This is a genomic window from Rufibacter psychrotolerans, assembly GCF_016924645.1.
Taxonomy (GTDB): Bacteria; Bacteroidota; Bacteroidia; order Cytophagales; family Hymenobacteraceae; genus Nibribacter; species Nibribacter psychrotolerans.
In genome coordinates, this window is the sequence record NZ_JAFFJV010000025.1 from 18,143 (window position 1) to 42,011 (window position 23,869).

General features: G+C 55.0%; 19 protein-coding genes. 10 read left to right on the forward strand and 9 right to left on the reverse strand.

Translation table 11 applies throughout. From position 1 onward, the window contains the following. The 3 genes from JT718_RS19425 to JT718_RS20780 all read left to right on the forward strand — a co-directional run bounded on the left by JT718_RS19425 (window position 1) and on the right by JT718_RS20780 (window position 5,344). On the forward strand, window positions 1-1,716 hold the full coding sequence (locus JT718_RS19425; protein ID WP_205504465.1) for a diflavin oxidoreductase: 1,716 nt from the start codon (window positions 1-3) through the stop codon (window positions 1,714-1,716). 239 nt (window positions 1,717-1,955) lie between these two features. After that, window positions 1,956-3,638 (forward strand): NADPH-dependent assimilatory sulfite reductase hemoprotein subunit, encoded by a 1,683-nt coding sequence (locus tag JT718_RS19430; protein ID WP_205504466.1) that lies wholly within the window; start codon window positions 1,956-1,958, stop codon window positions 3,636-3,638. Between the two features lie 206 nt (window positions 3,639-3,844). After that, window positions 3,845-5,344 (forward strand): TSUP family transporter, encoded by a 1,500-nt coding sequence (locus tag JT718_RS20780; protein ID WP_205504467.1) that lies wholly within the window; start codon window positions 3,845-3,847, stop codon window positions 5,342-5,344. 159 nt (window positions 5,345-5,503) lie between these two features. Here the strand turns inward: JT718_RS20780 and metX are convergent, their stop codons facing one another. Then, a complete protein-coding gene (gene metX / locus JT718_RS19440) occupies window positions 5,504-6,553 on the reverse strand; it encodes a homoserine O-acetyltransferase MetX (protein WP_205504468.1) in 1,050 nt (349 codons plus the stop codon). A 56-nt stretch (window positions 6,554-6,609) separates the two neighbouring features. Here metX and JT718_RS19445 point away from each other — a divergent pair, with 56 nt between their 5' ends. Then, window positions 6,610-7,032 (forward strand): OsmC family protein, encoded by a 423-nt coding sequence (locus tag JT718_RS19445; protein WP_240337190.1) that lies wholly within the window; start codon window positions 6,610-6,612, stop codon window positions 7,030-7,032. Window positions 7,033-7,291: 259 nt separating this feature from the next. Next, window positions 7,292-8,461: a trans-sulfuration enzyme family protein gene (locus tag JT718_RS19450; protein ID WP_205504469.1), complete on the forward strand. Its 1,170-nt coding sequence runs from the start codon at window positions 7,292-7,294 to the stop codon at window positions 8,459-8,461. 422 nt (window positions 8,462-8,883) lie between these two features. Here JT718_RS19450 and JT718_RS19455 read toward each other — a convergent pair whose 3' ends face one another. Both JT718_RS19455 and JT718_RS19460 read right to left on the reverse strand, forming a co-directional pair. Beyond that, the gene (locus JT718_RS19455) at window positions 8,884-9,792 is read right to left on the reverse strand and encodes a polysaccharide deacetylase family protein (RefSeq protein ID WP_205504470.1); all 909 of its coding nucleotides are present in this window, start codon (window positions 9,790-9,792) and stop codon (window positions 8,884-8,886) included. 248 nt (window positions 9,793-10,040) lie between these two features. Further along, window positions 10,041-10,232 (reverse strand): cold-shock protein, encoded by a 192-nt coding sequence (locus JT718_RS19460; protein ID WP_062542753.1) that lies wholly within the window; start codon window positions 10,230-10,232, stop codon window positions 10,041-10,043. 275 nt (window positions 10,233-10,507) lie between these two features. On the opposite strand from JT718_RS19460, the gene JT718_RS19465 reads away from it, so the two are divergent. Next, window positions 10,508-11,581 (forward strand): oxidoreductase, encoded by a 1,074-nt coding sequence (locus tag JT718_RS19465; protein WP_205504471.1) that lies wholly within the window; start codon window positions 10,508-10,510, stop codon window positions 11,579-11,581. Between the two features lie 141 nt (window positions 11,582-11,722). Here the strand turns inward: JT718_RS19465 and JT718_RS19470 are convergent, their stop codons facing one another. Beyond that, window positions 11,723-12,928, reverse strand: coding sequence for an OmpA family protein (locus JT718_RS19470; RefSeq protein WP_205504472.1), 1,206 nt, complete (start codon window positions 12,926-12,928; stop codon window positions 11,723-11,725). A gap of 333 nt (window positions 12,929-13,261) precedes the next feature. Then, window positions 13,262-15,067: a translational GTPase TypA gene (gene typA / locus JT718_RS19475; protein ID WP_205504473.1), complete on the reverse strand. Its 1,806-nt coding sequence runs from the start codon at window positions 15,065-15,067 to the stop codon at window positions 13,262-13,264. A 525-nt stretch (window positions 15,068-15,592) separates the two neighbouring features. Here typA and JT718_RS19480 point away from each other — a divergent pair. The 4 genes from JT718_RS19480 to metG all read left to right on the forward strand — a co-directional run bounded on the left by JT718_RS19480 (window position 15,593) and on the right by metG (window position 19,396). Continuing rightward, window positions 15,593-16,417, forward strand: coding sequence for a DUF3050 domain-containing protein (locus JT718_RS19480; RefSeq protein WP_205504474.1), 825 nt, complete (start codon window positions 15,593-15,595; stop codon window positions 16,415-16,417). A 61-nt stretch (window positions 16,418-16,478) separates the two neighbouring features. Next, a complete protein-coding gene (locus tag JT718_RS19485; RefSeq protein WP_205504475.1) occupies window positions 16,479-16,784 on the forward strand; it encodes a hypothetical protein in 306 nt (101 codons plus the stop codon). A gap of 61 nt (window positions 16,785-16,845) precedes the next feature. Then, entirely contained in the window at window positions 16,846-17,157 is a 312-nt protein-coding gene (locus JT718_RS19490; RefSeq protein WP_205504476.1) for a hypothetical protein, read from the forward strand. 193 nt (window positions 17,158-17,350) lie between these two features. Beyond that, a complete protein-coding gene (gene metG / locus JT718_RS19495) occupies window positions 17,351-19,396 on the forward strand; it encodes a methionine--tRNA ligase (RefSeq protein ID WP_205504477.1) in 2,046 nt (681 codons plus the stop codon). Between the two features lie 118 nt (window positions 19,397-19,514). On the opposite strand, the gene JT718_RS19500 is transcribed toward metG, so the two are convergent. The 4 genes from JT718_RS19500 to JT718_RS19515 form a co-directional block, all read right to left on the reverse strand. Next, on the reverse strand, window positions 19,515-20,348 hold the full coding sequence (locus JT718_RS19500) for an energy transducer TonB (RefSeq protein ID WP_205504478.1): 834 nt from the start codon (window positions 20,346-20,348) through the stop codon (window positions 19,515-19,517). A gap of 77 nt (window positions 20,349-20,425) precedes the next feature. Beyond that, entirely contained in the window at window positions 20,426-21,298 is an 873-nt protein-coding gene (locus tag JT718_RS19505; protein WP_205504479.1) for a hypothetical protein, read from the reverse strand. Between the two features lie 160 nt (window positions 21,299-21,458). Then, the gene (locus JT718_RS19510) at window positions 21,459-22,439 is read right to left on the reverse strand and encodes an NAD(P)H-quinone oxidoreductase (RefSeq protein WP_205504480.1); all 981 of its coding nucleotides are present in this window, start codon (window positions 22,437-22,439) and stop codon (window positions 21,459-21,461) included. A gap of 170 nt (window positions 22,440-22,609) precedes the next feature. Continuing rightward, window positions 22,610-23,785, reverse strand: coding sequence for a lactonase family protein (locus JT718_RS19515; protein ID WP_205504481.1), 1,176 nt, complete (start codon window positions 23,783-23,785; stop codon window positions 22,610-22,612). Window positions 23,786-23,869 lie beyond the last annotated feature (84 nt).

Below are 23,869 nucleotides of genomic sequence, written 5' to 3' on the forward strand. Positions count from 1 at the left end.
ATGTTAGCAGAAGCTAAATTAAAGGCCTTACAAGAACTGGTGCAGCAATCTTCAAAAGAAGAGTTGATCTGGATGAGCGGTTACTTGTCGGGGCTTATTTCTTCACAGGGAGTAGGCGTTTCTGCCGCTACTGAGGCCGTGGCAGCGGCTCCTAAACCAGCCATTGGCCGGGTAACCATTGCCTACGGTACCGAGACCGGTAACTCCAAGCGCGTGGCCACTGAGCTTGCTGGCAAAGCCAAGAAAAGCGGCATCAACGCCCGGGTAGTGAGCCTGGACCAATACCGCCTGAACGATCTGGAAAAGGAAGAATATTTCCTGACTGTGATCAGCACGCAAGGTGAGGGAGATCCGCCCGCCGGGGCCCAGAAATTCTACGATTACGTTCACCAAACCGATAAACAATTGCCTAAGCTGAAGTACAGCGTACTGGCTTTAGGTGATACTTCCTACCCGCTGTTCTGCAAAGCTGGCGAAGACGTGGATGCCCAACTGAAGCGCCTGGGCGGTAACCAGCTGGTGCCTATCCAGAAGTGCGACGTGGATTTTGAGGACGAGGCCAACGCCTGGTTCCAGAGCGTGTTGGATACCCTTAACCAGTCTTCGGCGCCTGCGGCTACTCCGGTTACAACTGCCCCGGCACCGGCCAAGAAAAGCGGCAAGAAAATCTACAACGGCACCATTTTGACCAACATCGTACTGAACGACGTGGGGTCTAAGAAGAAAACGCATCACATTGAGATTGAGGCCGAAGATTTAACCTACGAACCTGGTGATGCACTGGGCGTGGTGCCTAAAAACCGTCCGGCCACTATTGAGGCCATCCTCAAAATCACGGGCATTTCGCCAGAGGACAAAGTGACGCACCGCAACAGTGAGGCTACCGTTCAGGAATTGCTGCACGACAAGGTGAACATCAATTTCCTGCCAGAGCGGGTGGTGAAAAAATATGCCGAGGTAGTGGAGCAGAACATTCCGGCTACTCGTATAGACTTACTGGACCTGCTCAGAATCTATCCGGTGAAAGACGCTGAGCAGTTCAAAGAGGTACTGCAGATTCTGGAGCCCATTGCGCCGCGTCTGTATTCCATCTCTTCGTCGCTGGAAGCGCATTCCGGTGAGATCCACGTGACCGTGGCCCGGGATGAGTTCAGAATCAACGAGGAACTCCTGTGCGGCCACTGCTCAGATTATTTGTCTGAGTTGCCCGAGGGAACAAGCATTGAATTCTACATCCACAAAAACAACCAGTTCAAACTGCCGGCCGCCGACAAAGACGTGATCATGATTGGGCCGGGCACAGGCGTGGCGCCGTTCCGCTCTTTCCTGGCCGAGCGTGATGCCACCGGAGCCGAGGGCCGCAACTGGCTGTTCTTCGGGGACCAGCACTTCACCACCGACTTCCTGTACCAAACGGAGATCCAGAGCTGGTACGAGACTGGTATCCTGACCCGCTTCAACGGCGCCTTCTCCCGCGACCAACAGGAGAAAGTGTACGTGCAGCACAAAATGCTGGAAAACGCCGCTACGTTCTATGAGTGGCTTACTTCTGGTGCCTATGTGTACGTTTGCGGGGCCAAAGAGCCCATGAGCGTAGATGTGGAGAACACCCTGCTGCAGATCATCGGTTTAGGAGCCGGATCTTCACCGGAAGAAGCGGCCGTGTACCTGGAGCAGCTGAAAGAAGAAGGCCGCTACCTGAAAGATGTGTATTAATTCTGAATATTGATGCTGGCGCGAGCTTGTAGCTCGTGTCCGCACGCATTCCAGAAATCTGCTGCTGAGGAATAATCAGCAAAAGAAGGCACGAGCTGCAAGCTCGCGCCAGCGAAAATTAGCCAAAGACACTAAAATTAACTTCCGTTTAGAGCCTCTTTTTCAGAAAACAGGCTCTAAACGGAAATCAAAGAATCAAGGGCAGGAAGCTTCCTGTTCCTCATAAAGACCAGTTCGGCATGTCAACTGAGAAAAAGAATTTATCTCCTATAGAGAAAATAAAAGAGGTCAGCCAAGGATTACGCGGAACTCTGAAAGAAAGCTTGAAAGACGAAATCACCGGGGCCATCCGCGAGGACGACACGGCGCTGGTGAAATTCCACGGCATGTACATGCAGGACGACCGCGACCGCCGCGAGGAGCGCGCTGCCAAAAAGCTGGAGCGCCTGTATTCCTTCATGATCCGGTTGCGTCTGCCGGGCGGCTTCCTAACCCCAGAGCAATACATTGCCACTCATAACATTGCCGGAGAGAACTCTACCGGTGTCATTAAAATCACTACCCGCCAGACCCTGCAGTTGCACGGGATTGTGAAGTCCAAAACCAAACCTACCATCAAGGCCTTCAACCAGGTGGGGCTGGATTCTATTGCCGCCTGCGGCGACGTGAACCGGAACGTGGTGGCCTCGGCCAACCCGCTGGAGTCTCCGCTACATGACAGAATCTACCAATACGCCGATAGAATCAGTGAGTATCTTTTGCCAAAAACCCGCTCGTACTATGATGTGTGGCTGGACGAAGAGAAAATCTATGACCGCGTAGACGAGGAAGATCCGTTGTACCAGGACCGGTATCTGCCGCGCAAGTTCAAGATCGGGTTGGTGATTCCGCCAAACAATGATTCAGACGTGTTTGCGCAGGATCTTGGCCTCATCGCCATCATTGAGAACGATGAACTGAAAGGCTTCAACCTGGCCGTGGGCGGTGGCTTGTCGTTCACGCACGGTAACCCAGAGACGTATCCGCGCCTGGCCACGGAGATTGGCTTCGTGAGCACCGAGGAATCTGACGATAAGCTGTTCAAAGCTGTGTACGAGGTATTGACCGTACAGCGTGACTTCGGGAACCGTGCCGACCGCAAACTGGCTCGCTTGAAGTACACCGTAGACAACATGACCCTGGAAGGTTTCCGGGCAGAATTGGAAAAACGCACCGGATTCCCGCTGGAGACTTCTCGTCCGTATGAACTGAAGACCCGCGTAGACCACTACGGCTGGGCGCAGAGCTATAACGGTCTGTGGCACTACACGGTGTTTGTGGAGAACGGCCGCGTGACCGATCTGGAAAACGGCGTAGCCCTGAAAACCGCCATGCTGGAGGTTGCCCAAACCGGCAAAGCCAACTATCGCTTCACCTGTAACCAGAACGTGATCCTCAGCGACATCACCGAGGAAAATAAAGCAGAGATAGAGCAGATCCTGGCCAAGCACAACGTGCTTCCGCACACCGCGGCGGCCTCGTTGGTGCGCAAAAACTCTATGGCTTGCGTGGCGCTGCCTACGTGTCCGTTGGCCTTGGCCGAAGCACAGCGGTATCTGCCGGAACTGATCACCAAAATTGACGGCGTACTGGCCAACCACGGTCTGCAGGACGAGGAAATCATCATCAGAATGACCGGTTGCCCGAACGGCTGCGGTCGCTCGGTGCTGTCTGAGATCGGGTTTGTGGGCACCGCCCCGGGCCATTACAACCTGAACCTGGGCGGCGATGAGCAAGGCCAGCGCCTGAACAAACTCTACAAAGAGAACCTGGACGAAGCCGCCATTCTGCAAGAGCTGGACACCGCCTTTGGTTTGTTCAAGCAAAACCGCCTGGCCGGCGAGCGCTTCGGGGATTTTGCCTACCGTACGCTGGTGAATTAACCCGGGGACAATCCTCCAATTCTCTGAGCCGCCGCGCGCTCATTCCTCTGCAATTCTCTTAACTTATGATGGTATAGTTTAGGGCTACTTTCCAAAAAGTAGCCCTAAAATGTAAATTTTAATTCTGATACCTGATAGGTTTACTAGAGATGAAGTTTATATTTGATTAAAGGGATACATTGAATCCTACCCAAGAAAATAAGAAAATGGACTCCGCCACCCTGAAGGAGCAGAACAATTTGTTTCCGGTTTTCCTGAAACTGGAGCAAATGCGTGTGTTGGTAGTGGGGGGCGGAAACGTGGGCCTGGAGAAACTGTCGGCCTTGCTGCAGAACTCCCCACGTACTACCATCAAGGTAGTGGCCATCCAGTTCAACGAGGCGGTACTGCAACTAGCGCAGGAGCACGACAACATCACGCTGGAAGCCAAACCCTTCACCCCGGAGGATCTGGCCGGGGCCGATATTGTGATTGTAGCCGTGAACGACCGCGAGGCCAGCCGGGCCATCAGCCTGGAGGCCAAGCGCCAGGGCAAACTAGTTAACGTAGCCGATACGCCTGATCTCTGCGATTTTTACCTCAGTTCTGTGGTGCGCAAGGGTAACCTCAAAATTGCCATCTCTACGAACGGGAAATCTCCCACCATGGCCAAGCGCCTGAAAGAGACCTTCCATGAAACGCTGCCCGAAGAACTGGACGAGGTGTTGGATCAAATGCAGCAGATCAGAAATCAACTGGCCGGCGATTTTACCGCCAAGGTCAATCAACTAAATGACATCACCAAAGTGCTAGCTGTTAAAGATAAACCAGAAAACAAACCCGTGGTGCGGCCTGAAAAGCCTTGGAAGAAAATTGCCTCCGGTGTAGCCCTGGCGTTCTTTTTCATGATTTTCGGCCGCCTGGCCTTCTCGGCCATCACCTTTGACCAGGTCTCCGCGTTCGTGGGCAACATTGAGCCTATCTTCTACTGGATGATCTTTGCCGGCTTTTTGGCGCAGATGGTAGACGGCGCCCTGGGCATGGGCTACGGCGTAACCAGCACCACCGTATTGCTGTCTTTGGGCGTGAACCTGCCCGCCATCAGCGGAAGCATTCACACCGCCGAGATCTTCTCCAGCGGTATCTCGGGTTTCAGCCACTACAAGTTCGGGAACGTGAACAAAAAGCTGTTCAAAGTCCTGCTGGTACCCGGCGTGATTGGCGCCATTGTGGGTGCCTGGCTTTTGGCGAAAGTGGGCGAGGAGCATGCCAACTACGTACGACCCATTCTGGCGGCCTATACTCTGGTGCTGGGCGTGCGCATCATCTACACGGCATTCAAGAAGAACCGCGAACGCAAGAAAATAAAAAAGGCTGGTATTCTGGCCGGGGCCGGCGGTTTCCTGGATTCCTTCGGCGGAGGCGGCTGGGGACCTTTGGTGACCAGTACCCTTATTGCCAAAGGCCGAACCCCGCGCTTTGTGATAGGAACGGTAAGCATTACGGAGTTCTTTGTGACGTTTGCCAGTGCGCTTACCTTCTTTGCCATGCTGGGCCTGAGCCACCTGCAGGTCATTATTGGCCTGGTGCTGGGCGGCATGCTGGCCGCGCCCATTGCAGCGAGGTTGGCCGGCCGTTTGCCCATGAAAACCATGTTCATCGCCGTAGGCTCACTGGTTATCATCTGGAGCCTCCGGATTTTGTTGAAGGCGGTAGGGCTGTTTTAGAAGGATTTAAAAGAAATTAGGCTGGAAACGCCTTATAAAAACTGTAGAGACAAGGCACTGCCTTGTCTCTACGCATTTCTGATCCTTTCTATTTTCCGGGATTGGAGTTGGTCTGAATATGGAAAGCAATCTGCCAGGAGAAAAGGCAGTGCCTTGTCTCTACAGGATCACGTTTGATACCGGCGTCTCGTTTTGGACACTGGCCAACCAGGCGGAGAGGTGCTGAGAGATTTTCTCACCTTCAATGATGAATCCATCGTGGCCGTAATTAGAGTCAATCTCCACGTAATCGGCGTTGGGCAGATGTTGGGCCAGGAACTTTTGCTCCTGCGTGGGGCAAAGAATATCGCTGCTGATACCAATGATGAGCGTTTTCTGGGCTATTTTGGCTAAAACAGCCTCTAAACGCCCGCCCCGGCCACGGCCTAAATGGTGGCTGTCCAGGGCCTTGGTCAGAAACCAGTAGCTGTAGGCGTTGAAGCGAGCCACCAGTTTGTCGCCCTGGTAATTGAGGTAAGAAGAGACGCGGTAATGGTCCAGCTTCTCGGGGTCAGGATCGGTTTGGTTTTGGGCCAGGATCTGGTAGTTGCGGTAGGTGAGCATGCCTAGGGCGCGAGCCGCTTTCAGACCTTTGTCACCGGCGGTTGGGCTGGGTTCGCCCCAGGTACCGTCGGCTTCCAGCATGAGGCGCTGGGTGGTGTGAATGCCAATGCCCCAGGTGCTTTCGGCGGCAGACGTAGCCAGCAGGAACAGGTTCTCCACTACTTCCGGCTCGGCAAAGGCCCACTCTAACACTTGAAAGCCGCCACAGCTGCCGCCGGCCAGAATCCGTATCTTCTCCAGGCCCAGGTGTTCACGCAAGAGGATGTGTGCCTTCACCATGTCACGGATGGTGACCTGCGGAAAAGACGAATAGTAAGGTTTCTGCGTTTCTGGGTTAATGCTCAGCGGACCAGTAGTGCCGTAGCAAGAACCCAGAATGTTGGCGCAGACAATGAAATACTGGCTGGGATCAAAGGCTTTGTTTTCACCCACCAGGCCGTTCCACCAGTCCAGCACGTCTGAATTAGCGGTCAGGGCATGGCAAATCCAGACCACATTGCTTTTATTTGCGTTCAGTTGACCGAACGTGTGGTAAGCGATGGTGATTTCTGGAAGCGATTGCCCACCTTCTAACGCAAAAGGCTGGTTATATTGAAAATAATGCATGTAGTCTACTTTAATCTTACAAAGTAAAGGCCTACAGGCGTAAAACCGTAATAAATATGATAAGAATTGAGATGAACCGCGTGGGTGGCGATTACGGCTTTGAGGCCAAAGACGCTAACGGACACGTCATCACCACCGATACCAGCCCCGAGAGCGGCGGCATGAACTTTGGCGTGCGCCCCATGCAGATGCTTTTAATGGCTTTGGGGGGCTGCAGCGGCATAGACGTGGCCATGATCCTGAAAAAACAGCGCCAGGAATTGACCGCCTTCAGAATGGAAATCTCCGGGGAGCGGGAAGCGGGCAAAGAGCCCTCGCTGTGGAAAAAAATACACGTGGTGTTTGAGATGCAGGGCCCCCATGATGTAGCCAAAGCCGAACGCGCCTGCGAGCTATCCATGATGAAATACTGCTCCGTGGCCGAAACGCTGCGCCGCGCGGGAGCAGAGATCACGTGGGAAGCGAGAGTCATCGCGTAAGGGTTCAATAGCGTTTTAGCGTTGCTTTCCCCGAATTAGGCCTAAAACGCCCCAACGTAGCGGCGTTACGCGTAACGCCGTGGCTCTACGCCGCAATGCAGGCTCAAACCTGCCGGAAACCTTATCCAACGGAGTAATAAGACCTACCATTGGTGAGGCGTTCTCGTTGCATGGCACCACGGCGTTACAGGGTAACGCCGCTACAGGAACAGGCCAGCCACTAGCACATCAGCACATTAAAAAATTAGCACATTAATCCATGGAATACCATCCCCTTACCAAGGCCATCCGCATCCAGACCGAGCGCACCAACGAGATGGAGCACTCCACGCCTATGTTCCTGACCAGCAGTTTTCAGTTTGAGAACGCCGAGGACATGCGGGCGGCCTTCGCCGATGAAACTGATGATAACATCTACAGCCGGTTCAGCAACCCCACTGTACAGGAGTTCACCGATAAGATGGTAGCCCTGGAAGGCGCCGAGGCGGGGTACGCCACGGCCTCGGGTATGAGTGCTGTGTTCGCCTCGTTTATGGCCTTCCTGAAAGCCGGAGACCACTTGCTGGCCTGTAACTCCATCTTTGGGAGTACACACACTATCATCACCAAATACCTGCCCAAGTACGGCATTGAGTACAGCTACGTCAGCGCCGACAAGCCGGAGGAGTGGGAAGCTGCCGTGCGGCCTAACACCAAGATGCTGTACATTGAGACACCCACCAATCCTGGATTAGATATCATTGACTTGGAAGCCGCGGGAAAACTTTGTAAGAAGCACAAACTCATCTATAACGTAGACAATTGCTTTGCCACACCCGTAAATCAGCGGCCCATTGAGTTCGGGGCCGATATTGTGGTGCATTCCGCCACCAAGTGGATTGACGGACAAGGGCGCGTATTGGGCGGCGTAGTAGTGGGCAAGAAAGAGCTGATCAAAGAGATTTACCTGTTCTGCCGCAGTTCGGGCCCGGCTTTGTCGCCGTTCAACGCCTGGGTCCTGAGCAAGAGCTTGGAGACCCTGGATGTGCGCATGGAACGCCACGCGTCTAACGCGCTTTCCATTGCCACCCAACTGCAGAACCATCCCAAGCTGAACTGGGTGAAGTATCCGTTTCTGCCGTCGCACCCAAAATCAGACATCGCGAAGAAGCAGATGAAGAACGGGGGAGGTTTGTTCTGCTTTGAATTGAAAGGCGGCCTGGAAAGCGGGCGTACCTTCCTGAACAGCCTGCAACTGATGTCGCTCACCGCCAACTTAGGTGATACCCGCAGCATCGCTTCACACCCTGCCAGTACCACCCACGCCAAACTCACCGAGGAAGAGCGCCAGGCCGTGAGCATCACGCCGGGCCTCATCAGGATCTCCGTAGGCCTGGAGTACGCCGAGGACATTCTGAATGATATCCTGCAGGCGCTGGAGAAGTGCTGAGGTTTTTAGTGATTAGTTACTTGTGATTAGTTTTTAGCAAAAGCGAATAGGGGCTGTTTTTCAGAAAACAGCCCCTATTCGCTTTTTGGTTTATTACAGAATCTGGCGCGAGTCTGAAGACTCGTGCCGTGGGATGATGCGAACGCTCCAGACTCGCCGGGGACCACAAGCTAAAAGGACCTTTCTGTGGCGCGGATTTACTTCCGTGCCTTTTATGAAATGCGCACTTGTTTTGTTAGGCACGGAAGTAAATCCGCACCATAGGTTTCTCATCAAACGCCTGTTTCGCTGCGGTGCAGCGAGAATAGTCAGAGACTATCCCTCATTCGGAAGGCACGAGTCTGGAGACTCGCGCCAGCGAAAGCAAAAGTGGAACCTGTTTTGGGGCTTTTTACCCTAAATGAGCCGAAAACCAGCGGAAGCTAAAAACTTCTCACAATGCTGTTGTGCAGGCCTTTGGTGCTCCAGTAGCCGCTGGCGATGATGCGGCGGATGGTGAAGAGCGGGTCTTGCTCGTCGCGTTTGGTGGCCAGGATGTAGGCGGCTTTAAAGCCGCGTTTCTTCAGCTCTGGAATGGCTTCCGGTCTCCACAGCCCGAAGGGGTAGGCAAAGTACTCGATGGGTTTGCCGGTGATGGCCTCCAGTTGTTTGGTGGGTTTTTCAATTTGGGTGACCCAGTCTTTCTCCTGGTATTTCTTCACGTTGTGGTGGTCATAGGTGTGGGAGCCTATCACGTGCCCGGCATCTGACAGCTCTTTAATCTGCTCTTTGGTCATGTAATTGGGCCGGCCAATGGAAACGGTCATGATGAAGAAGACCGCTTTGAAACCGTACTTGTCCAGCTCGGGCTTGGCCACGGTGTACTGGTCCAGTTTGGTGTCATCAAAGGTGAGCATGATGGGCTTGGGCGGGAGTGGCGTGCCTTTGGTCAGGTAGTCCTGCAACTGGTCGGGCAGGATGGTGTGGTAACCGCTATCGGCCAGCATTTTCATCTGGGCTCTAAATTCGGCGGGTTTCACAATGTAGTCTTTGCCCACTTTCCCGTCGCGGGAGGTCCATTCGCGAATTTGGTGGTAGCACAGGATGGGCACCTGCTTGCGGCTGAGGATGGCGGCGGCCGTGGCGGGTTCTGTTTCTTTAGTGGAGTTTGTCGCTGTCTGGACGGTGGCCGGATCAGGCTTACTTTCGGCCTGGGCGGCGGCGGTTAAGACCGGGGTGGAGGGAGCATCGGCGGTCTGCCCGGCCTTTTGGTCGGGGGCTGAGCAGGAGAGGAGCGCCAGACTAAAAGCGGCCACCAGAAAATGCCTGCCGCTGGAGATTGGGAAAAACATAGGTTGGGTAAAGAAATCGGTTCAAGGGCTTTTTCGGGAAACTAGCGCAAAATCGACTTTCACATAAAGCCTTCTAACGCCGGTTCTCCTTGTAAGCTACTCAATTCTGGGGTAACCTGCGCGGGTTTTGGGGTTGTTTTCCAGAAAATAGGGCTAGAATAGGAGCAACAGAGCAGCCAGGTCCCGGGCCAACAAAAAAGGGCTCCACGTTCGTGGAGCCCTTTTGGAGGACTGATGTATATTAAAACTTAAGCAAGTTTCACATTCACAGCGTTTAAACCTTTGCGGCCTTCTTTCAGCTCAAAAGTTACTTCATCGTTTTCTCTGATTTCGTCCACCAGGTTAGACACGTGCACGAAATACTCCTCATTGGAGTCAGCGTCTTTAATAAAACCAAAACCTTTGGAATCATTAAAGAATTTTACTTTACCGTTTTTCATTAATGTGATGATAATAATAATACCTAAAGGTAGACATAAAAATCAAGACTCTCTTCTTTCTGGCGGTTTATTTACAGAATCTTAATTCTGAGACCTGCTTTGGGTAGAAGGTTGCACAGGAGAAAAGTGCCCGGAAAGGCCGTAGTCCCGGCATTCTTGAAAGGAAAGCTGCCTGTGAAGCCATGGAATTCAACGCCGCTTACTACCTTGCCAAAAGATGAATCCTGACGCAGCTTCAAGGCGAGTTGGGCATAGTAAGTATAAGACAACTAACGATGGCGATAGAAACACAGGAAAAAATACGAGTAGGGCTGATTGGGTTTGGCATGGCTGGCCAGATTTTCCACGCGCCGTTCATCCACATGGTGGCTGGCTTGGAACTGGTGAAGATCAGGGAGACCAGGGAACCCAACATTCAGCTGGCCCAGACCCGTTACCCGCAGGCCCAGATCACCAGCCACGCCGATGAGATCCTGAACGATCCTTTCCTTGACCTGGTGATTGTGGCCACCCCCAACACCTCGCACTATGACCTGGCGAAAAGCGCCCTGCTGGCCGGCAAGCACGTGGTGGTGGAGAAACCGTTCACGCCCACCTCGGCCCAGGCCGATGCGTTGATTCAGCTGGCCCAGGCCCGGCAGAAGGTGCTCACCGTGTACCACAACCGCCGGTGGGACAGCGATTTTAAAACCGTGCAGAAGGTGGTGCAAAGCGGGCTTTTGGGCAACCTGGTGGAGTACAAAGCCCATTTTGACCGTTTCCGGCCCGCCCTGAAAGGCAACACCTGGAAGGAGGAGGCCGCGCCCGGCTCGGGCATTGTGTACGATCTGGGCTCCCACCTCATAGACCAGGCCCTGGTGCTGTTCGGCAGGCCACTGGAAATCTCTGCCGATGTGAGGATACAGCGGCCCAGCAGCCCGGTGGTTGATAAGTTTGAGGCCACGCTGTTCTACGACAATCTAAGCGTGACCCTGTCGGCGGGCTTGCTGGTGCGGGAGCTGAGCCCACGCTACACCCTGCACGGCGACCGAGGGTCGTTCCTGAAATACGGCCTGGACGTGCAGGAAAAAGCCCTGAACGATGGTTTCTTGCCGCACACCACGCCTAACTGGGGCGTAGAACCGGAGAGCCTCTGGGGCCACCTGAACACCGAGCACCAGGGGCTGCATTTCATGGGCAAAATTGCGAGCGAAACCGGCCATTACCGTCACTTCTACGAGAACGTGAACCAAGTCATCAGGGGCGAAGCCCCGCTGGCCGTGAAGCCCGAACAGGCCCGCGACGTGATCAAGGTGATTGAGCTGATCATGCAAAGCAGCCAGGAAAAGAGAACCCTGCCGTTCGCCTAAGCTAATTCAGGGCGATTCTGAGCGGTTTTTAAGAAATTGGCCTTGAAACGGAAATATGAGAAGCCCGCTGCTAGTTTAGGCAGCGGGCTTCTTGCTTATTGCTTATGCGTGAGCCGGCGGGGCTTAGAGCTTTGATGGAAATTAAATCTTCACAAACTCTACCCGGCGGTTATTGGCTTTGGCCTCAGGGGTAGCGGCCTTGGTGATGGGCATGGATTCTCCCAGGCCCTTGGCTTTCAGACGGTCGGCGGAGATGCCCTGGCTCACGAGGTAGGCTTTCACGGCCTCGGCGCGTTGCTGGCTCAGTTTCAGGTTAGAGGCATCGTCGCCGTCGCTGTCGGTGTGGCCGTCTACGCTGAATTTGAGGGTGGGCTGCTCCTGCATGAGCTTGGCAATGCTGTTGAGCGTGCCCATTGATTCTGGCCTGATGTTGGCCTTGTTGGTGTCAAACTTCACGCCGTAGGTTACAATCTTGCCGTTGGCCAGAACCTGGTCGTAGAGCTTTTTGCCACCTTCGGCAATGAAGACGTTCTTCACCATGGTGTTGGCCTCTTTGCGCTTGTCTACCTCTACCCGCACGCTCACCGGTTTGCCCACCACGTTGGGGACGTTGATGAGGCGGTACTGGTCCAGGTAAATTTTCATGCTTCTTTTGTTAAACGCAATGGAAACATGGCGCCACTGGTTCTTGGTGCCGGCTGCCTCCAGCTCGATGGACTTAGACCCGAAGGACTTGAATTTCACGCCCTCGGCCGAGATCTCAATGGGGTTCCAGAACATGCCGTGCACTTCTTCCTTGTAGCGGTTCAGTTCCTCAATGAAATAGATGTTGTAAGTCACGTTGGGGTCATCAGACTCAAAGAAAAGGTCCATCTCCACGGTAAAGGTCTCGGGCAGCCAATCCTCGGTCTTCATGAGCGGGGTAATGGCGGTGCCCGAACTTACCAGGTTGATCACGTCGGTGCCGGCGTAGGAGGCCACTTCGGCGTTGCCGTGGATCAGGTCCCAGCGCGAGGGGAACTCGCCGTTTTCCTCGCCTTTCAGGTTGTCTTCAAACATCACCTTGTCGCCGGGCACAAAGTCGTATTTGGTCCAGACTTTCGCTTTGGTTTCGGTTCCGGCATCAGTAGACGCGGTTTCTTCCGCCGGGGCCTCCTCACTGTCTTTGGCCTCTGGTTTGGCTTTTTTGCCGCTGGTTACCTGGTCGGCCGTCTTGCTGATCTTGGCATCAATCTTCTCGTTGACTTTGCTTTTGAGTTTGTTCCCAAGGTTGAACTGGGCCTGCGCCGAAAACGAGACCAGGGAAAGGACGATGGCTCCGCCCAAAAAGGAAAGTTTTAGCTTCATAGAAGTAAGGGGTGAGGTTGAACAGGACAGTTACCGGCAAGTAGTTGAACAATACGGGTAATGATTGTTACTATTGCCTTGTCTAAAGACAAGGTACTCCTGAAATACCCCTACTGCCGGACAGAAGATTGTTGAAAGGCGGGAGGGCACAGCAAACGATGGAAGCGGAAAGCCAATTCTGTTTGAGGCCTGTTTTTGCCGAAATCGGCCCAAAACGCTCTGCCAACTTCAACCTAATCCACCAGAAGCCTGGAGCAGAAACCCACCACCTGGGCAAGAAAAAAGCCCCGCTGACGGGCAGCGGGGCTTTTGGTTATGGGAAAGGACAAGGGCTTAGGCTTCTGAGTTGCCGTAACGCTTGCGCTCGTTCTCGTCCAGGTAAATTTTACGCATTCTAATGCTCTTAGGCGTTACCTCCAGGTACTCATCCTTCTGGATGTATTCCATGGCTTCTTCCAGGGAGAACACTTTCTTAGGCGCAATCTTCACGTTGTCGTCTGAACCGGAGGCACGCATGTTGGTGAGTTTCTTTCCTTTCTGGATGTTCACCACCAGGTCATTGCCGCGGCTGTGCTCGCCAATTACCTGACCCATGTACACATCTTCACCAGGCTCCACGAAGAAGATACCGCGGTCCTGAAGTTTGTCAATGGAGTAGGCCGTGCCTGGTCCGGTTTCCATGGCAATCAAAGAACCGGCAATACGGCCCGGAATGGTGCCTTTGAACGGCTCATAGCGCAGGAAGCGGTGGTTCATGATGGCCTCACCGGCAGTGGCGGTCAACACGTTGTTCCGCAGGCCAATCAGACCACGGGCCGGAATGTTGAACTCCAGGTGCTGCAGGTCGCCTTTGGGCTCCATGATGGTGAGTTCGCCTTTGCGCATGGTCACCAGCTCAATTACTTTACCGGCGGTCTCCTCGGGCACGTCTACCACCAGGTGTTCTACCGGTTCTTGTTTCTGGCCGTCAATTTCTTTGAAGATTACCTGCGGCTGGCCTACCTGTAACTCGTAGCCCTCGCGGCGCATGGTCTCAATCAACACAGACAAGTGCAGGATACCCCGGCCGTACACCAGGAACTGGTCTTCACGGTCGGTCTCGTCTACGCGCAGGGCCAGGTTTTTCTCGGTTTCTTTGAACAGGCGGTCGCGCAGGTGACGGGAGGTCACAAACTTACCTTCCTTGCCGAAGAACGGCGAGTTGTTAATGGTGAAGAGCATGTTCATGGTAGGCTCATCAATGGCGATGCGCTCCATTGGCTCTGGGTTCTCAAAGTCAGCCAGGGTATCGCCAATGTCAAAGCCCTCAATACCGGTTACGGCGCAGATTTCGCCGGCCTGTACCTCAGAAACTTTTACTTTGCCCAGGCCTTCAAACACCTGAAGTTCTTTGATCTTCACTTTCTTGATAGAACCGTCGCGCTTGCAAAGGCTCATGTTGGCACCCTCTTTCAGAGTACCGCGGTGTACGCGCCCAATGGCGATACGGCCCACGAAGGAAGAGTAATCCAGAGAGGTTACCTGCATCTGCGGCGTACCTTCGCGGTAAGGGGCAGGAGGGATCACCTCAATGATGGCATCCAATAAAGGAGTGATGTCTTCGGTTGGCTTGGTCCAGTCGCGGCTCATCCAGCCTTGCTTGCTGGAACCGTACAGGGTCACGAAGTCCAGCTGGTCTTCGGTGGCGTCCAGGTTGAACATGAGGTCAAACACAGACTCATGCACCTCGTCTGGGCGGCAGTTTTCTTTGTCTACCTTGTTTACCACCACAATAGGCTTAAGGCCCAGTTGGATGGCTTTGCTCAGCACGAAACGAGTCTGGGGCATGGGGCCTTCAAAGGCGTCCACCAGCAACAAGACACCGTCGGCCATTTTCAGTACGCGCTCCACTTCACCCCCAAAGTCGGCGTGACCAGGCGTGTCAATGATGTTGATTTTCACATCTTTGTACCGTACTGACACGTTTTTGGAAACGATGGTGATGCCGCGCTCCCGCTCCAGGTCGTTGTTGTCCAGGATCAGGTCGTCAAACTGTTGGTGGGCGTCAAATATCTTTGAGGCGTGGATGATTTTGTCTACCAACGTGGTCTTACCGTGGTCCACGTGGGCAATAATCGCGATGTTGCGGATACTTTGCATTCAGAGTTTTTTTCAGGCCGCAAAGGTAAGGTTTTTCTTAGGTTTTTCTATATTAAATCTTAAAAACACCTTTTCCCTTAACCACTTACGGACAATGGCTTGCGTGGGAAAACAGCAGCCAGGCGGGGTAAGTTCCGTTCGGCGACCATTCATTCTGTATTTATACTAGGCAGAGGCAGAGTTTCCTGGGGCGGCAGTTTATTGCCTCTTTTCTGGAATAAAGCCCCAAAACGGGCTGAGGGGCGCCAGCGGTTGGTCTGGTTGCAGCTTTCCCATATTGCCGAACCCTGGTGGACTCCTCCTGCGGTGACCCTTATTCCAGGGCCATGAAGTGAGCGTCATTTTTGTGCCAGAAAGGATAAAATAGTATTAAAACGTTGGTGCTTATTTTGCGTATTGAGCGCATCCAGGCGTATCTTTACCTTCAAGAGTTGAGTCTGCGGAGGAAGAGGCGTTTGAGGAGAGGCATAGGATGAACCGTTGCCTTCAGGATCTATTCTTTATCTTTTATACACCCCACATTCTATGCCCATAGCCTTAGTGAAACCCGGATATTCGCCTTTGCTCTCGCCATTTTACCAGGAGCGGATAAATTGGCTGCAGCAGGAGCTACGCCCCCACCGTGAGGCCATCATGCAGCACCCCTTGTACGAGTCTATCTATGACTTGGCAGACCTTCGGGTTTTCATGGAGCACCACATCTTCGCCGTCTGGGATTTTATGAGCCTGCTCAAAAGCCTGCAGCGCCACCTTACCTGCGTAGACGTGCCCTGGACCCCGCACGGCAGCCCCTCTAACCGCCGCCTCATCAACGAAATTGTGTTGGAAGAGGAGACCGACGTGGACCCCGAGGGCAACCCCATCAGCCACTTTGAACTGTACGTGCGGGCCATGGAAGAATGCGGCGCCGACATCAGGCTCATCCATGAGTTCATGGCCGGGTTGCAGCACGGCAAATCGGTGTTCACCCAGCTGGAGAACCTGCCCATGCCCGGCAACACCCGTGACTTTGTGAAGCACACCTTCCAGATCATCCAGAGCGGGCAGCCGCACCGCATTGCCGCCTCCTTCACCTTCGGGCGCGAAGACGTGATCCCAGATATGTTCCGGTGCCTGGTGGGCGACCTGAACCGCCGCTACCCCGGCACCCTGGACACCTTCCAGTACTACATGGACCGCCACATTCAACTTGACGACGAAATCCACTCGCCCCTGGCCATGAAGATGGTGTCTGAGCTCTGCGGCGAGGATGACCAGAAGTGGGAAGAATGCCGTGAGGAGGCCGTGGCCTGCCAGCGCATGCGCCTGCACCTGTGGGACGGGGTTCTGGCCAAAATAAGCCGCTACTAGGCGCTAAATCCTTTCCAGTGGGTTGCCGTACTGTATAGCACAGACCTTAACGCACAGAACTATGGATTTAGAGAACCTGAGCTCCAACAGCGAGAACATAGAGAACACCGGTTATCTTATTTTAAAGGCCTTCAAGGCAAAAGGCACGCAGGCCGAGGAAGTGCTGGGCTGGGACGAGATTTACCCGTTCCTGCACCAGGAAGACGAGAAGCTGCACTACCGCGACGTGCAGAAGCGGGCCGAGGAGCATTTGCGCAACCAGGGCTACGCCACCCCAGACCCCGCCGGGCTACGGTTAACCCCGGTTGGCTATAAGGCGGTGCAGGAGTTGGAAGATGAAGATTTAAGCCAGAGCAACGCCAGATAACAGAGGAGCCATGCAGACGTTTTGGAGGAGATTTTGGGAAAAGGGGTGGAAAACGGCTGGCATGGTACTATGCCCCCTGGCCTGCGGGGCCGGCCTGATGGCCTGCACCTCGGCCCGGGACAACCCCGCCCTTGAGGCACCAGAGCCGCAGCGCACGTACCGGGCCACGCCCACCGTGCAGGAGATGAACCAGCAGGCCAGCCAGGTAAACCAGAAGAAGAACATAGAAGACCGCAACCCCAACTCCCCGGGCAACCACACGCCGGCCATGCGCAGCCAGAAGATCTTGCCGGGTCGGCAACCGGTGGCGCCAGACACCATCCGGCGTCCGCCCATGCCGCCCCGGGTAAGCACCACCGGGGGCGAGCAGTAACAACCTGTTTTGGGGCCATTTCTCAGAAAAGAGCAGCAAATCCGCATCTTGCCCGACACCAGGGCCAGGTGCGGATTTTTCTTTTCTGGGTTCACGCCGTAAAGACTCCTGCTCCTAAGCAAACAGCCAGGGCGGCGCAAGACCCCAACAAACGCAAAGCGTTTTACTATATTTGCAGCATAACCTAGACAACATGGCTGAAACTACCTACCCCCAACGATATACCCTTACCGCGGCGCTGCCCTACGCCAACGGTCCCGTGCACATTGGGCACCTGGCCGGCGTGTACATCCCCGCCGATATTTACGCCCGTTACCTGCGCTCGCGTGGCCGTGACGTAAAGTTTGTGTGCGGCTCAGACGAGCACGGCGTGCCTATCACCATCCGGGCCAAGAAAGAAGGCATCACACCGCAACAGGCCGTTGACAAGTACCACGAGCTGATCAAGAAATCCTTCGCCGATTTCAACATTTCCTTCGATATCTATTCCCGCACCTCGTCGCAGACGCACCGCGAGGTTTCCTCCGGGTTCTTCCTGAAACTCTACAACGAGGGCAAGTTCATTGAGCAGACCACTCAGCAGTACTATGACGAGAAAGCCCAGCAGTTCCTCGCAGACCGCTACATTGTGGGTACCTGTCCCAAGTGCGGCAACGAGAACGCCTACGGCGACCAGTGCGAAAGCTGCGGAACCTCGCTGAACGCCACCGACCTCATTAACCCAAAAAGCACCCTGAGCGGCGAGCCGCCCGTCCTGCGCGATACCAAACACTGGTACCTGCCGCTGGACCAGTACGAGGCCTGGCTGCGCGAGTGGATTGTGGAGGGCCATAAAACCGATTGGAAAACGAACGTGTACGGCCAATGCAAAAGCTGGATCGATCAAGGCCTGCAGCCCCGTGCCGTAACCCGCGACCTGGACTGGGGCGTGCCCGTGCCCGTGGAAGGTGCCGAAGGAAAAGTGCTCTACGTGTGGTTCGATGCGCCCATCGGTTACATCTCCGCCACCAAAGACCTCACGCCGGACTGGGAACTGTACTGGAAAGACCAGGGCACTAAACTGGTGCACTTCATTGGCAAGGACAACATCGTGTTCCACTGCATCATCTTCCCGGCCATGCTCAAGGCCCACGGCGATTACGTGCTGCCCGACAACGTGCCCGCCAACGAGTTCCTGAACCTGGAAGGCAACAAAATCTCCACCTCCCGCAACTGGGCTGTGTGGCTGCACGAGTACCTGGAGGAACTGCCCGGCAAAGCCGATGTGCTGCGTTACGTTTTGTGCGCCAATGCTCCCGAGACCAAGGACAACGACTTCACCTGGAAAGATTTCCAGGCCCGCAACAACAATGAGCTGCTGGCCATCTTCGGGAACTTCATCAACCGGGTGGTGGTGCTTACCAATAAATACTACAACGGCGCCGTGCCGCAACGCGGTGAATTAACTCCTTTTGATGAGGAAGTACTGGCCCAGCTAGCCGACTTCCCTGAGAAGGTTGCCGCCTCTTTAGAGCAGTACCGTTTCAAAGAAGCCTTGAGCGAACTCATGAACCTGGCGCGCCTGGGCAATAAATACCTCGCCGACACCGAGCCCTGGAAACTGATCAAGACCGATGCGGCCCGTGTGGAAACCATCATGAACATCGCGCTGCAGATCTCGGCTAGCCTGGCGATTTTGTCTGAGCCTTTCTTGCCGGAAACGGCCGGTAAACTGGCAGCCATGCTCAACTACACGCCAGGCAAATGGGATGCCGCCGGTTCACCGGATTTGATTCCTTCGGGTCACACTATCGGCCAGGCGGCGCTGTTGTTTGAGAAGATTGAAGATGCTGTGATTGAGGCGCAGGTGCAGAAACTGCTGGATACCAAAAAAGCCAACGAGATCGCCAACGCCGTAGCCGCACCGGCCAAAGAGAACATCAACTTCGATGATTTCTCCAAGATCGACATCCGCATCGGCACCATCCTGGAAGCGGAGAAAGTGGCCAAAACCAAGAAGCTCCTGAAGCTGAAAGTAGACACCGGCATTGACCAACGCACCATCGTGAGTGGCATCGCCGAGCACTTCAACCCCGAGGAAATCATCGGGCAGCAAGTAAGCGTGTTGGTGAACTTGGCGCCGCGCGAGATCAAAGGCATTGTGAGCCAGGGCATGCTCCTGATGGCCGAAAACGCCGATGGTTCGCTGGCCTTCATGCAGCCATCCAAGCCAATTGTAAACGGCGGAGGGGTGAGTTAATTCGCAATCAAAAATTTGGGTTTCGGGGCGGGTTTTCCAAAAACAGCCCCGAAACCAATCTTGGCAAAAAAGCCTCACAGGTGCTACCTGCGAGGCTTTTCTTTTTTTTCTAGTTGGCCTATTCCAGCCTGAAAACGATGGGGATGGTGTGCCTGGTTTTAACGGCTCTGCCGCGCAGCAAAGCCGGCTCCCAGGCCGGGTAAGCCTCTAGCTTTTTGATGGCGTTTTTGTCAAACCCAGAGCCTTGCCCCTCCAGGGTTTTGAAGTCCCGCAGCCGGCCTTTCTCATCAACGGTGAACTGAATGTAGACCGTGGTCTCAAGCTCCGCATTCAACGCCTCCTCGGGGTACTGAATGCGGCTGGCCAGTTCATTCCTGAAAGCGGCCAGGCCGTTTTTAGGGGAAGGCATTTTATCAAGGGTCAGGTAGAGGGTGTCTTCCTGCTGCTTCCGCAGAATGAAGGACGAGACCATGACCGAATCCTGGTAAACGAAATGGGCCTGTTCGGTCTTGTTTTGGGCCCAGTACACATGTGCTCCCGTGCCCTTCACCAAAACCGGGGTGTTTGCCTCGTTCCAGACCTGGCCATAGCGGATGGTGGTGCCGTAGGCATACGCCTCGTGGGCCGGTTTGCCATCTTGGGTAAAGCGGCCGATGGTGGCCTTCAGGTTGGCAAAGAAGGGCTTCTGGTAGTATTCCGCCGGATTTTTCACGTACCACAGGTAAGCATCGACCTCGGGGAGCAGAACGGTGCCTTCTACCAGGCTTTTTTGCTTAAGCGTGCCGTGTTCGTAATCTTCTATCCTGAGCTTATTCTGCTCTGCGAAGTAGCGCCGCTCAAACGGCGTTCTGGTGGGTTGCACCGTCTGGAAGTGCTTAGAGAAATAGCGGACCTCCTGCGAGAAGGCACCAGTGGACACAAACAGCAGGAAGCAGCAAAGCAGGGCGCGCATAGCATTCTAATTTCCCGAAGGTAAGCAGATCCCGCTTTTCTTGCGGGGCTTTTTACCCAAAGATTTTACCGGGTGGGCTATTCCTCAATAAAGGTTTCAGGCTTCACCGGGAACAAGCGGTCTACCACGTTCATGAGCCGTTTTCTGGTGTTTTTGGGGCGCTTTACCAAGGCCAGTGGCTTGTAGTCAAACTGCTGCACGCGGGCTATGTCCTGGGCCAGGGTGAGGCCTTGCAGGTAAGACTCCAGGAAGAACTGACTGATGCGCTCATTCCACTCGTCTTTGTTGCCCCAGTAATGGGCAATCCAGGGTTTGGCTTCCTGGAGGCCATAGGTCTCTTCCAGGGCCACCGAAAGGGCGAACTGCTCAATGAGCCGGGGCGTTACGTGCCGGGCGCACAGGGTGTCGCAGACCTGTAGGGCCAGGCTAATGGCCTCCTGGTTCTTCTGGGCCGGTACCATGACCACGCCGGCGTTCCACATGTGGTGGTGCTCCGCAAGCTTAAATCGCCCGAAATCCATGCCTTTCACCTGCTGCCACATGCGCTTCTCGGTCTTGCTCCTCAGCTCAGAGAGCTTGCCCTCGCAGACGTGCATAAAGGCCTTGCCGGCGGCCAGTTGCTGGCTGAGTTCCTGCGGATTTCTGTAGAGGAACACGTCGGAGTCCAGGTACATGACGGGCTGGGTAGGAAACTGCTGGATCAGGTGCTCAATGGCCTTGATCTTCACGCGCCAGAAGAACCGGTGCGGGCCTTCCCAGTCGGTGAACTGCTCTTTGGTGACCGCAATGGTGGTTACCCGTTCGTGCAGATGCTGGTAAAACTGAGGATAATCTGTGTACACGCAGATGCGGTGCCCTTCCGGCAGGTACGGCAGAAAAGACAGAATGGCAAAGTTTGCCTGATAGTGGTTCTTGATGTTAGGACCGAACGTAAGGAACAGAAGGTTCATGCAAAGCGGGGAAGAGTTGGGAGCAGAGCGGCAGGTTAGGTACGCTGAGGCATCTGGCCGCACTGGTAACCTGCAATATCCTGTTTTTTCTGCTCTTTTCTAAAATCAAGCCCAAAAAGCCTGCCTTATGGCTTACCCGTTCCCGGGTGCCTGGTTACGCTTACGCTGGTTCGCCCACCCGCAGCACCAGCTTGCCAATGTGCTGGCTGCTTTCCATGAGTTCATGGGCCTGGGCGGCTTCTGCCAGGGCAAACGTGCGGTACAGCACCGGTTTGAAGGCCCCGGCCCGCAACAGGGGCCAGACGTGCTTTTCCACCTCGGCGGTAAGGCTGGCTTTAAAGGTAGCGTCACGGGGGCGCAGGGTGCTGCCGGTAATGGTCAGCCGCTTTTGCATGACCTGCAGCGCGTTGAACTCGCCCTTGGCGCCGTGCATGGCATTGATGAACACCAGGCGGCCGTCTGGCCTGAGCAGGTTCAGGTTCTTGGCGATGTAATCGCCGCCCACCATGTCCAGGATCACGTCCACGCCTTCGGTTTTCAGGGCTTCCTCAAAGTCCTCGGTTTTGTAGTTGAGGCAGCGTTCGGCGCCAAGGGCTTCGCAGGCCTGGCACTTCTCCGGACTTCCGGCGGTGGCAAAGACGCGGGCTCCCCAGGCCTTGGCCAGCTGGATGGCGGTAATGCCAATGCCGCTGCTGCCGCCGTGTACCAGCAGGGTCTCGCCGGGGTGCAGTTGTCCGCGCTGGAAGACGTTGTGCCAAACCGTGAATACCGTCTCGGGGAGCGAGGCGGCCTCCTCAAAGCGCCAGCCCTCAGGGACCGGGAGGCAGTGCCGGGCATCTACCACCGCGTACTCGGCATAGCCGCCGCCGGGCAGCAGGGCGCACACGCGGTCACCGGGCTGCCAGCGCTCTACCTGCGCGCCGCAGGCTTCCACGGTGCCGGCTATCTCCAGTCCCGGGATGTCTGCTGGAGCGCCCGCGGGCGGCGGATAATGGCCTTTCCGCTGGGCCACATCGGGGCGGTTAATTCCCGCCGCTTCTACCTTGATGAGCACTTGCCCGGCGGCAGGTTGGGGAAGTGCTCTTTCCTGTACTTGCAGGACCTGGGGCGGCCCCGGTTGGGTAATCACGACGGCTTTCATAGGGGGAGGGGTGCGTTTAAGAAGATGTTCTAACCAATTTATCTGGAGCCAGGGCAGTTTTCCTTTCTCTGGCCTAGGAGCTTGTTTGCAGGGGGGAAACCGTGCGGCTCGTTTTCGGGCTGTTTTTAGGAAAATACCCTTAAAACAAGCAACCCAACGCTAAGGCGGCGCTACTTCACCCCAGGAAAACCTGGAACCACCTGCACGAACACCGGAGAAGGCACCTGGGCGGAGTGGCCGGTGAAGGTGAGTTTGCCGCTCTGGAGATCTACTTTGTACGTGGTGATGTTGTTGGAGCGTTGGTTGGCCACCAGCAGGGTTTTGCCCGAAGGACTCAGCCCGAAGTTGCGTGGCCAGTTGCCCTGTACGCTCACGTGCTGCACCAGGGTGAGTTTGTTGGTATTCTGATCTATGGCGAACACCACAATGCTGTTGTGCCCTCGGTTAGAGCCGTACAGAAACTTGCCATCGGCGGAGACGTGCACATCGGCGCAGGCGTTCTCTCCGGTGTAATCGGAGGGGATGGTAGGAACGGTTTCCACCTCGGTGAACGTACCGTTTCCGGCGTTGTACATGAGCGATGTCATGGTGGCGTTCAGTTCATTGATGACGTAGGCAAACCGCTTGTTGGGGTGGAACGTGAGGTGCCGTGGTCCGGCCCCGGCTTTAGTCGCGAACGCTGGTTGCGCCTGTCGCTCCAGTTTGCCCGCAGACTTGTCCAACTTATAGCTTACAATCTGGTCAATGCCCAAATCCACCGCCAGCGCGTACTCATTGTCCGGGTCTGGGATGATGCAGTGCGCATGTGCCGCGTCTTGTTGTTTTCTGGGGCCTTTGCCCTGGTGCTGGTCCATGTCTGAAGAAGCACTCAGGGAGCCATCGGCTTGGAGGGGAAATGCCGCTACGTTGCCGCCCACGTAGTTGGCCACCAGCGCTACCTTGTTCTGGTGGTCCAGGCTGATGTAGCAGGGAGCGCCGCCCAAAGAAGGCTGTTGGTTCAGGAACGTGAGGTTGCCGGTTTGCTGGTCAATGGCGAAGGCGCTCACGGCCCCGCTTTTCTGGCCCTGGTACTCGGTGGTTTCATTCACGGCGTACAGGTGCTTGCGGTCGGCGCTCAGGGTGAGGAAGGAAGGGTTCTCTCCGCCCTTCACGCCCAGTACCCGGGTGAGTTCCCCTGTTTCTTCGTTCAGTTTGTACGCGAAAATGCTCTCGGCATCTGGTTTGGCATAGGTACCTACGTAGACCATCATCTCATTTTTGGTTGCTTTCTGTCTAACGGAAGTACAGGCAGCCAGGGTTGTGGTCAGCACCAGCGCCAGGAGAAACGATTGTAGGGAGTGCAGCATGGGATAGTAAAGTTTTGGCAAGGTAAGCTAGCCTTTTCTGGGTGGTAATTCCAGTGTTATTCCCCAAAAACGTGCAGTTTTCTG